Source organism: Candidatus Omnitrophota bacterium, from assembly GCA_013791745.1.
Lineage (GTDB): Bacteria > CG03 > CG03 > CG03 > CG03 > CG03.
The window spans coordinates 1-5,304 of the sequence record VMTH01000057.1 but is presented as its reverse complement, the minus strand read 5'-3'; the positions used below and the strand labels follow the sequence as shown (position 1 = coordinate 5,304).

Sequence of the window (5,304 nt, the reverse complement as noted above, 5' to 3'; positions counted from 1 at the left end):
GCGTCTTTTGTTGTGCACAACATAAGAGTGCTGGACGGGAACAACGGTTTTTTTGTATCCATGCCCTCCAAGAAAAGAAAAGACGGTAAATATCAGGACGTGGCTCATCCCATAACCACTGAGATGAGACAGCGCCTGGATAGGGTCATTATAGAAAAATATAAACAGGTTGCCGCCGAAAAGGCCGCCGAGGTCCAGCCGCCCGCTCCGTCATCAGGTGATGCCATCGCCGCGGATATCACTCAGCCCGGGGAGCCCGTTGTTTCTGAACAAAAATAATTTTCATTCCTGCCTACCGACAGGCAGGTGAAACGGCGCAGGACAGACTGCCGTTCTCACATAAATTTGCGGGGTGGTCTAATGGTAGGACAACGGTCTTTGAAGCCGTCCGTGGAGGTTCGATTCCTCCCCCCGCAGCCATAGTTTTTGTTTTTATTTACGGATGAGGCGGGTTCTGATGATGCCGTCTATGTTCATAATATCCGCGATGATCTTATCGCCGGGCTTCTCCGATATATCAATGATGCAGTAGGCGTAATCGCCTTTGCTTTTGTTCAGCATCTCGACGATGTTTATGCCGGCCTTAGCCAGAATAGAGGATATCTGGCCGACCATGTTAGGGATATTTTTGTTCTTCACCAGCAATCTTAAGTTAGAAGTCGGCTCGAGCTCGCAATCGGGATAGTTGACCGAATTTTTGATGTTGCCCGCCTCCAGGAAATCCCTGATCTGGGAGGCCGCCATAACGGCGCAGTTGTTTTCGGCCTCGGCGGTAGAAGCCCCCAGGTGCGGTATGGCTATGACGTTTTTCATACTAAGAACTTTATCGTCGGGAAAATCCGTGACATATCGCCCGGCCTGTCCGCTTTCAAGCGCTTCCGCCAGAGCCGCCGTGTCGACGATTTCGCCCCGCGAAAAATTAAGGAGCTTTACGCCTTTTTTCATAAGGCCGAATTTCTCTTTGCTTATCAGGCCGCGCGTTGAGCTGTTGAGAGGCATGTGCAGCGTTATATAATCCGCCTCGGAAAGCATCTGATCCAGCTGTTTCGCCCGCCGTACATCGCGGGAGAGGCCCCACGCCGATTCCACGGAAATAAACGGGTCGCACCCTATCACTTTCATGCCGAGCTCATGGGCGCTGTTTGCCACCATCACGCCTATTTTTCCGAGGCCCACTACGCCGAGGGTCTTGCCGGCGATCTCAGAACCCGCGAACTGTTTTTTGTTTTTCTCAACGAGAGCGCACACTTCTTCGCCTTTGCCCCTGAGGCTTTGGGCGTAAGCTATGCCGCCGGCGATATCGCGTGAGGCGAGCAGCAGGCCCGCTATGCAGAGTTCTTTCACGGCGTTGGCGTTTGCGCCGGGGGTGTTGAAGACGACTATCCCTTTTTCAGAGCAGGCATCAAGGGGGATGTTGTTGACCCCCGAACCCGCGCGGCCTACGGCCAGAAGAGATCCGGGCAGTTCCATATCGTGCATTTTGAAACTACGCAGGATTATCGCGTCGGGATTCTTGACGCTGTCTCCTGTTTCATAGCTGTTGGCCGGTAAAACAGACAGGCCTTCTTCCGCGATCTTATTGAGCGTTAAAATTTTATACATATCATCCTCCTTGACGAATAACCCAATAATCTCAAATTCGCCCGCTTAAATCAATAATACGGATTGAATTTTTTGAACATTTGTTATAATAAAAGGCAGTTTACCTGTGGAGACGCAAATGTTAGAAAACGAAAATATTAGAAGAAGCCCGGAGGGCAGGGTGCTGTTGACGGGTTTATTGCTTGCGGCCGCATATATCATCGCGCTGGGACTGTCGGGCCTGTTCTCATTCAAATATTTCCGTCTGCTGGCCACGATGACTGTGACAAATATCTTTTTCGGCAGAGCCCCCTGTATATCTTTCGGCTACGCAATGCATCTCCCTCATATTATAGTCATACCTGTCACCTTACTTATCGAAGTAATCATCGTTCTGATAGTATATCCGCTGTTTGTTTTCAGCCTGCAGCGCCTCATGGTGGTTAAAGTGTTCGGTAAACTGTTGACAAAAATCAGGGAAGCTGCCGAGAAGAATCATAAAATCGTCAGTAGATACGGCGTGCCGGGGCTTTTTGTTTTTGTATGGATACCCTTTCACATGACCGGGCCCGCTGTGGGATGTGTGATCGGCTATCTGCTCGGCATACCGATGTGGTTGAACCTGACAGTGGTTCTGGGAGGGACATCTCTCGCAATAGCCTGCTGGGCGCTTTTAATATGGAATATCCAAAACTCCACGATAATTTTTAATCCCTTCATACCTTTTTTCATATTTCTATCCCTGGCCGTGATGGCCGCCGCTGTTCGTTTTGTGTTGAAAAAAAGCCGGGAAACAGGCTTGTAAGTTTATGTTGAGCTGTATCAGTGATTTGACCTTATGAAGACATTAAAACTACACCGTTGTCTGATTTTATTTATTTTTCTATGCGCATATCCCCACATAGCGCGGGCTGCTGAACCGCCGCGAGAAGAGGAGACTTTTATCGAACGGCTGCGTTTCTGGGATAACACTCATGATTTCATATCAGAAGGCCTGTATGCTCCCGTCGCGTGGTTTGATGACTTTTTCAGCGACGAAAGAGCGCTCGAGGAAGTGCCGGCCAGATCAAAGATCAGGCTGCGCAGTGATCTGAGATTCTCGGAAGGCGGACAGACCTATATGCGCACCTTTCTGCACGCGAGCATACGTCTGCCGAAAGCGAGCAAAAAGCTGAAGCTGATCATCAGTGACGAGAACGAGGACGCTGTGCCTGTCACCACCGGCGAGCTTGTGAAAACCGGCGTCAGGAATGCGACGGACGCCGACCGCGCCGATGTCGGACTGAGATATAATGTCCTTGATACGATGCTCTCCAGACTGCATTTCGGATCGGGCATGAAGGCCGAAACCCCGCTTTCACCCTATGTGCGCGTGTACTACAGGCATCTTTTTCCTTTAACGGAAGTCTCGCAGATCCGCTTCAGCGGCCAGGCCCGGGTGAAGCACCACGAGGGCTGGAGAAAAACTCTGCAGCTTGGCGTGGAGAGATTGTTTTCCGAAAGCAATATCCTGCGCTGGGGCAACGCCGTTGTTTTCGAGGCACCCGATGTCGACTATAACTGGGAGAGCTACATCGGCTTCCAGCAGCAGATATCAGCGAGGAACGCTCTGTCATACACCCTGGGCATGTCGGGGGTGTCCGACAGGAGGCTCATCGTCGAGAATTACAGGGCGAGCGTGCGCTTCCGGCGCAATTTTTATAAGGGCTGGGTTTTTTATGAGATAGAGCCCGCGAACGACTGGCCGCGGGATGACTTCGGCGCCTATTCGCCCGTGGCCTCTATCACCTTCCGTCTGGAAATACAGTTCGGCCGCTGATCCGGCTTCAGATTGTCTGTGAGTATTGTTCCGTGTATTTGCTCACCAATTCGCGTATCATTTTCTGGTACTTAGTGTGATATTGTTTTGCCATGCGCTTAAAAAAAGCCACATCTGATTTCTTCAGGCAAATGGTCACCTTGCTGGTTTCTTCGGGAATAACCAATTTATAGGGGGGCGGTAGAAAATCTTTAATTCTGGTTAATTTTCCAAAAGGCCTGTCTGAATCAGCTGCCTTGTTTTTCATAGTATTTTGCCTCCTTTCTCCAATAACCTGCGCCAAATATTCTGATCTTCCTGCGCCGGAACGTAAATCTAACGGTTAAAATTCGCTCATTCACTTTTCCAATGCAAAAATATCTTTCTTCTTTCCGACTGTGTTTCTCGTCCACAAAAATTTTTCTTTTGGGGTCTTTAAACACCGTTGCAGCCGTTCGAAAATCAACCCTGTGTTTGCGGATATTGACTTTTTCTTTTGTCGTATCCCATATAAAGCTGCCAAGGATGGTTTCCATATTTTTATCAATACAATTGTACATAGAAAATTCATTTTGTCAAGGCGCCGTGAAGTTGAATAGTCTGAAATTTAAGCCGGTGAAGCGGCATATCAAAGGCGCTGTGCGAATTTTTAAATCGCCGGCATATCTGATAAAATAAAACTGTTTGCTCTTTATCGGGAACAGGGAGGATTTATGAAATCTTTTACGGCGAGTTCGACGGCCGCAGAAAAAAGAGGGTGCTCATCAAGATAATAGGCGAATAGCGCCGACTGTTCAGGGCGCTTTTAAAGATTAAACGCTGTAGCGCTTTCCGCTGTCTTCTTTCCAGAGGCCGGGGTTTTTGGCTATCCAGCCGGACATCATCTCGTAGCAGAGCGCAAAATCAAGGTCTATGAATTCCGTACCGTGGTCGGTGAGGAATTTCACATCTCCCTGATAATTCCGTCTTTCCCCGACGATGCACTTGGATATGCCGAATGTGACGATGGCCCCCGCGCACAGGTAGCAGGGCATCAGTGTGCAGTATAGCTGGGCGCCCTCAAATGACGCTTTGCGGCCGGCGTTGCGCATGCACACGATCTCGGCGTGGGCGAGGGGATCCCCGTCCTGCACCCTGCGGTTATGGCCCCTTGATATTATCTCGCCGTCCTTGACCAGCACCGCGCCTATGGGTATTCCCCCTTCGGCCAGGCCTTTCCTTGCTTCGTCAACCGCGGCTTTCATGAAATCGTTCATAGAATGAATTATACAAAATCTCAGCCGCGTGTGTAAAAGAAAACAGTATCGTGTTGCTCTTTTAATCTGAAAATATTGTATAATACAGTATGTTGTTAAAAGGATAGGCGGTCTCAGCGATTTAATACAGAGAGGAACAATGTCAGACAACATAAATAAAAAAAGGAAGGCGAGATTATGAGAAAGTTAATGGTATTTGTAAGTTTGGCCGCAGTATTGCTTTGCGGCAATGCATCAGCGCAGACAGGGGATTACGAATTGGGAGTTATTTTAGGTGAGCCCACGGGATTAAGCGCTAAGTTGTGGACAGGAGACACCACGGCGATTGATGGCGCTTTAGCGTGGTCAACCGGAAGAGATAACAATGATAATCTATATTTTCATGCTGATTATCTTATTCATAATTTCAATCTGATCAAGGTAGAGGAAGGTAAACTTCCCCTTTATTATGGTGTTGGCGGGAAATTTAGACTTAGGCATGATACATCAGCTGCTTCTGACGATTTTAGGACCGGTGTTCGTATCCCGGTAGGACTTGACTATATATTTAAAGGCGGCAAGGTTGATATTTTTTTCGAAATCGTTCCTGTCTTTATTATAGCGCCGGATTCGGATTTTGATATAAATTCAGGACTTGGCATCAGATATCATTTCTAGGCAGGCATCTGT

8 protein-coding genes, 1 tRNA gene and 1 pseudogene are annotated in these 5,304 nt (G+C 48.5%); 6 read left to right on the top strand and 4 right to left on the bottom strand.

Annotated elements, in window-relative coordinates:
• Positions 1-279 (top strand): hypothetical protein (locus FP827_02680; protein MBA3051986.1); only part of this gene is annotated, 279 nt, incomplete at its 5' end.
• A gap of 67 nt (positions 280-346) precedes the next feature.
• Positions 347-420: transfer RNA gene (locus tag FP827_02675), tRNA-Gln, on the top strand.
• Between the two features lie 12 nt (positions 421-432).
• Here FP827_02675 and FP827_02670 read toward each other — a convergent pair.
• Entirely contained in the window at positions 433-1,602 is a 1,170-nt protein-coding gene (locus FP827_02670; GenBank protein MBA3051985.1) for a 3-phosphoglycerate dehydrogenase, read from the bottom strand.
• A gap of 118 nt (positions 1,603-1,720) precedes the next feature.
• On the opposite strand from FP827_02670, the gene FP827_02665 reads away from it, so the two are divergent.
• Positions 1,721-2,386 carry a small multi-drug export protein gene (locus FP827_02665; GenBank protein ID MBA3051984.1) on the top strand — a complete coding sequence of 222 codons (666 nt, stop codon included), beginning with the start codon at positions 1,721-1,723 and terminating at the stop codon, positions 2,384-2,386.
• Positions 2,387-2,419: 33 nt separating this feature from the next.
• Positions 2,420-3,400: a hypothetical protein gene (locus tag FP827_02660; protein ID MBA3051983.1), complete on the top strand. Its 981-nt coding sequence runs from the start codon at positions 2,420-2,422 to the stop codon at positions 3,398-3,400.
• Between the two features lie 7 nt (positions 3,401-3,407).
• Here FP827_02660 and FP827_02655 read toward each other — a convergent pair whose 3' ends face one another.
• Both FP827_02655 and FP827_02650 read right to left on the bottom strand, forming a co-directional pair.
• Positions 3,408-3,647, bottom strand: a complete 240-nt coding sequence (locus tag FP827_02655) for a CopG family transcriptional regulator (GenBank protein ID MBA3051982.1) — start codon at positions 3,645-3,647, stop codon at positions 3,408-3,410.
• Positions 3,628-3,915 carry a BrnT family toxin gene (locus tag FP827_02650; GenBank protein ID MBA3051981.1) on the bottom strand — a complete coding sequence of 96 codons (288 nt, stop codon included), beginning with the start codon at positions 3,913-3,915 and terminating at the stop codon, positions 3,628-3,630. Before FP827_02650 ends, FP827_02655 begins: the two co-directional genes overlap by 20 nt.
• 179 nt (positions 3,916-4,094) lie before the next feature.
• Here FP827_02650 and FP827_02645 point away from each other — a divergent pair.
• Positions 4,095-4,163 (top strand): annotated as a pseudogene (locus tag FP827_02645) (YjbQ family protein).
• Positions 4,164-4,191: 28 nt separating this feature from the next.
• Here the strand turns inward: FP827_02645 and FP827_02640 are convergent.
• Positions 4,192-4,635 (bottom strand): nucleoside deaminase, encoded by a 444-nt coding sequence (locus tag FP827_02640; GenBank protein MBA3051980.1) that lies wholly within the window; start codon positions 4,633-4,635, stop codon positions 4,192-4,194.
• A 177-nt stretch (positions 4,636-4,812) separates the two neighbouring features.
• Here FP827_02640 and FP827_02635 point away from each other — a divergent pair, with 177 nt between their 5' ends.
• Complete coding sequence (locus FP827_02635) at positions 4,813-5,292, top strand: hypothetical protein (protein ID MBA3051979.1); 480 nt, start codon at positions 4,813-4,815, stop codon at positions 5,290-5,292.
• Positions 5,293-5,304: the final 12 nt, after the last annotated feature.

Coding starts and splice junctions, on each gene's coding strand:
- FP827_02670 (MBA3051985.1), bottom strand. CDS start 1,602: ATGTATAAAATTTTAACGCTCAATAAGATCGCGGAAGAAGGCCTGTCT.
- FP827_02665 (MBA3051984.1), top strand. CDS start 1,721: ATGTTAGAAAACGAAAATATTAGAAGAAGCCCGGAGGGCAGGGTGCTG.
- FP827_02660 (MBA3051983.1), top strand. CDS start 2,420: ATGAAGACATTAAAACTACACCGTTGTCTGATTTTATTTATTTTTCTA.
- FP827_02655 (MBA3051982.1), bottom strand. CDS start 3,647: ATGAAAAACAAGGCAGCTGATTCAGACAGGCCTTTTGGAAAATTAACC.
- FP827_02650 (MBA3051981.1), bottom strand. CDS start 3,915: ATGGAAACCATCCTTGGCAGCTTTATATGGGATACGACAAAAGAAAAA.
- FP827_02640 (MBA3051980.1), bottom strand. CDS start 4,635: ATGAACGATTTCATGAAAGCCGCGGTTGACGAAGCAAGGAAAGGCCTG.
- FP827_02635 (MBA3051979.1), top strand. CDS start 4,813: ATGAGAAAGTTAATGGTATTTGTAAGTTTGGCCGCAGTATTGCTTTGC.